Source organism: Streptomyces botrytidirepellens, from assembly GCF_003721215.1.
Lineage (GTDB): Bacteria > Actinomycetota > Actinomycetes > Streptomycetales > Streptomycetaceae > Streptomyces > Streptomyces himastatinicus.
Genome location: NZ_RIBZ01000582.1, coordinates 1 through 3,744, shown reverse-complemented (window position 1 = coordinate 3,744; position 3,744 = coordinate 1). Strand labels below are relative to the sequence as shown.

Below are 3,744 nucleotides of genomic sequence, written 5' to 3'. Positions count from 1 at the left end.
CGGGCGGCGGCCAGCCCCGGAGCGCCCCGCCGCGCGGCGGTCAGCCGTCGCACAGCGGCAGGCGCAGGGACGGGCGGTCTGCCGCCCACGCCCCGAGCAGGCGCTCCGACCAGCGCGCGTCCAGGTAGCCGGTGGCCTGGATCCCGAAGACGACGGCCGGGGCCTGCTCCGGCTCCTGGGCGAGGAAACCGCCGATGACGTCCCGGCGCATCAGCTGTTCGTGCACCGCGTCGGCCTCGATGTGCTCGGTGAAGAACCGTACGCACCGGGGCTCGGCGCCCAGCCGCTCCAGGGCGCGGGCCAGCCGCCGGGCCCCGGGCGACGAGGTGATCTCCAGAGTGGCGAAGTGCCCGGCCATCGCGCCGCGCAGTGAGCGGTGCAGACCGAGCAGCGACATCAGGTTGACGGTGGCGAGCGTCTCGGCGGGCGCCCGGTCCACGTAGCGGCCGTACCCCGGGTCGAGACCCGCTCCCGCCATCGCCTCGGCGAACAGCCGGGCGTGCACCCGGTCGCCGTGGCCCGCCCCGAACTCGTCGAACTCCACCGCCACCAGCGACGCCTTGGCCTGTCCCGTCAGCCGGGGAATCAGCCACGCCTGCGGATCGGCCTCCTTCAGCTGGTACAGCGAGCGGTGGGCCAGATATTCGCGCAGCTGCCCCCAGGTGCCCCGGCTCCTGAGGTGGTGGCTGACGCCGGGCGCGTCCAGCGGTTCGACCAGCAGCGCGTCCAGCTCCCCGGTCACATCCGCGCCACCGGGCACGGCCTCGCGCAGCGCGCCGAGGAACCGGTCTTCCAGCGCGGCCCGCAGCCGCAGCAGATCCGGCTGCCACTCCCACGCCTCGTCGACGCCCGCGAAGCCCCGGTAGTGGAGCTCGTAGGCGAGGTACAGCGCGAGCTGAAGGTCCTCGCCGAACGGGTCGGCGGCCCCCGCCGCCGGAAGGTCTTCCGGCGGCGGGGCGTGGAGCAGGGCGGTACGGACCGCCGCGGACAGCGGACCGCGGGCCTCCGGCAGCGGGGGCGCGCCGTGCGCCGCGTGCGTGGCCGCGTTCCGGGAGTCGGTGGTCACCGCCGACCCTCCCCGTCCGGCCCGTCGTGCCCGTCGCCGAGGTCGTCGTACCGCTCCAGCGGGTGGACCGCCGGGCCCTGGAGCACGCTGCCGTCGACGGCGAAGCGGGACCCGTGGCACGGGCACTCCCAGGTCCGTTCGGCGTCGTCGAACCGCACCAGACACCCCAGATGGGTGCAGCGCGCGGACAGGGCGTGCAGCGCCCCGTCCTCGTCGCGGTGGACGGCGCGCTGTCCCGCCCCGACGCGGACGACCGCGCCGCCGCCCGGCGGGATGTCACGGACCGCGTCCGCGCCGTCCCCGGAGATCCGGTCGCCGAAGAAGTGCCGCGCCACCTCGCCTTGCAGCCGGAGCAGCGCCGGGGTCTCCCGCAGCGGGTTCAGCCGCCGCGGATCGTAGAGGTCCGTCCACGGCAGCGGCCGTCCCGTCAGGCGCCCGGCCAGCAGCCGCCCGGTGAGCACGCCGCCGGTCATGCCCCATCCGGCGAAGCCGGTCGCCACGTACGCGTGCCGGGCGCCGGGGTGCAGCGGGCCCACGTACGGCACGTGGTCGGTGGTCCAGTTGTCCTGCGCGGCCCAGCGGAACGCGGGCTCGGCGCCCGGGAAGCGCCGCCGCGTCCACGAGATCAGCCGCTCGTAGCGCCCTTCGACGCTGCCCACCCCGGGCGTGAACTTCTCCCCGGTGACGATGAGCAGCCGCCGGCCGTCCCCGTAGGGCGCGCTGCGGACCGACCGGGTGTCGTCCTCGGGTGTGAGGTACATGCCGCGCGGGGCGCCGTCCTCGGGCAGCACCGCGGCGACGACCAGCTCGCGCCGCACCTTCAGCCGGGGGAAGAGCAGCGCCCGGTCGAAGATCGGGTAGGCGGTGGTGACCACGACCTCGCGTGCCCGGATCCGCGCGCCGCGGTCGGTGGTGAGGCGGCAGGGATGGCCCTCGCCCAGGCCCATGACCCGCGAGTTCTCGTAGATCCGGCCGCCGCGCGCGACCAGATCCCCGGCGAGGGCCAGCAGGAACTTCCGGGGGTGGAACTGGGCCTGGTCCGCGACCCGGACCGCGCCCGCGACCGGGAACGGCAGATCCGTCTCCGTCGTGAACGAGGCGTCCAGACCGGCCGCCGCGGCCGCCTCCGCCTCGGCCCGCACCGCGTCCAGCGACTCCTCGCTCTCGGCGTAGGTGTACGCCGGGGCCCGCTCCAGATCGCAGTCGATGCCCAGCTCGGCGGCGATCCGGCCGACCCGGTCCACCGCGTCGGCCTGGGACGCCGCGTACAGCCGCGCCGCCTCCTCGCCGCGCGAGGCGCGGATGTCCTGGTAGGCGAGGCCCTGGAGGGCGGAGAGCTTGGCCGTGGTGTGCCCGGTCGCCCCCGCGGCCAGCCGGTCCGCCTCGATCAGCGCCACCTGGCGCCCCGCCCGGGCCAGCTCCCAGGCCGTGCAGATCCCCGCGATGCCGCCGCCCACGACGGCGACCTCGACCTCGGGGACGCTCCGCTCGGGGCCGGGCTCCAGGGCTGGATACGCCGGGCCGGGGGCCGATTCCATCCAGTACGACGCGGGCGCGAACCCGGTGGGAAGACTCGTCATCGACCGCTCCTCTTCCGCCGCTCTGCCGCTGCTTCTCCGGGCCGCCGAGTGCCCCCGAACGCCCGGCCGACGCATCCGGCCGGACACACCGGCGCGGTTTCGATCGTTGCCGATGAGGTACCCAGGGCGGATGCGACTGATCGCGCCTCCCGGGGTGTACGCGCCGCAGGACGACACCGCCCTGCTGGCCGAGGCGGTGCGCGGCGAGCCCGCCCTGCCGGGCGCCCAGGTGCTGGACATCGGCACGGGCACCGGCGCGCTGGCGGTCCTCGCCGCGCGCTGCGGAGCCGCGGGGGTCGAGGCCGTGGACGTCTCGGCGCGCGCGGTGCTGGCGGCCTGGCTGAACGCCCGGCTCAGCGGCGAGCCGGTCCGGGTCCGCCTCGGCGGTCTGGCGTCCGTGGCCCCGGGGCGGCGCTTCGACGTCGTCCTGGCCAATCCGCCCTACGTGCCCTCGCGCCGTCCCGGGCCCTTCGAGCGCGCCGGAGGCGGCCGTGCCTGGAACGCGGGGCCGGACGGCCGGGCGGTGCTGGACCGGCTGTGCGCCCGGATGCCGGAGCTGCTGCGCCCGCGGGGGGTGCTGCTGCTCGTCCAGTCCGCGCTGAGCGGTGTCGGTACGACGCTGGAGCGGCTGGCCGAGCAGGGGCTGCACGCGGATGTGACCGCGCGCCGCGTCGTCCCGTTCGGGCCCGTGCTGCTGCGGCGCGGCCCCTGGCTGGCCTCCCGGGGGCTGATCGGCCCGGGGGACGACAAGGAGGAGCTGGTGGTGATCCGGGCCATCCGTACGACCGAGTGCAGCAGCTGTGCCCGATGAGCCGGTGCCCGATGAGCCCGGCGGCGCCGGTGTTCCGGCGCGGCGCGTCCTCGTCGACCCCGAGGGCCCGCTGCTGGTCGAGGGCCCGGTGGAGGTCGTCCTGGAGGACGGCAGCACGGTCCGCTCCGACCGGGTGATGGTGGCGGTCTGCGCCTGCGGGCGCAGCGCCCGCTACCCCTGGTGCGACACCAGTCACCGCCGCCCGGCGCGCACCCGGGACGGGGCCCGCACCCGGGACGGCTGAGGGCCCGGGCGGCGCAGCGGGGCGAACCGCACCGGGGTCCCGG

The 3,744-nt window shown here is 76.6% G+C and carries 4 protein-coding genes; 2 read left to right on the top strand and 2 right to left on the bottom strand.

Annotated features, from left to right (window positions below; genetic code table 11):
* Positions 1-40: 40 nt before the first annotated feature.
* Together EEJ42_RS33170 and EEJ42_RS33165 are read right to left on the bottom strand one after the other, a co-directional pair.
* Positions 41-1,066, bottom strand: coding sequence for an iron-containing redox enzyme family protein (locus EEJ42_RS33170; RefSeq protein WP_123105710.1), 1,026 nt, complete (start codon positions 1,064-1,066; stop codon positions 41-43).
* Positions 1,063-2,646: an FAD-dependent oxidoreductase gene (locus EEJ42_RS33165; RefSeq protein ID WP_123105707.1), complete on the bottom strand. Its 1,584-nt coding sequence runs from the start codon at positions 2,644-2,646 to the stop codon at positions 1,063-1,065. Before EEJ42_RS33165 ends, EEJ42_RS33170 begins: the two co-directional genes overlap by 4 nt.
* 130 nt (positions 2,647-2,776) lie before the next feature.
* Here EEJ42_RS33165 and EEJ42_RS33160 point away from each other — a divergent pair, with 130 nt between their 5' ends.
* Positions 2,777-3,457 (top strand): HemK2/MTQ2 family protein methyltransferase, encoded by a 681-nt coding sequence (locus EEJ42_RS33160; RefSeq protein WP_123105705.1) that lies wholly within the window; start codon positions 2,777-2,779, stop codon positions 3,455-3,457.
* A 4-nt stretch (positions 3,458-3,461) separates the two neighbouring features.
* The gene (locus EEJ42_RS33155) at positions 3,462-3,701 is read left to right on the top strand and encodes a CDGSH iron-sulfur domain-containing protein (RefSeq protein ID WP_123105703.1); all 240 of its coding nucleotides are present in this window, start codon (positions 3,462-3,464) and stop codon (positions 3,699-3,701) included.
* Positions 3,702-3,744 lie beyond the last annotated feature (43 nt).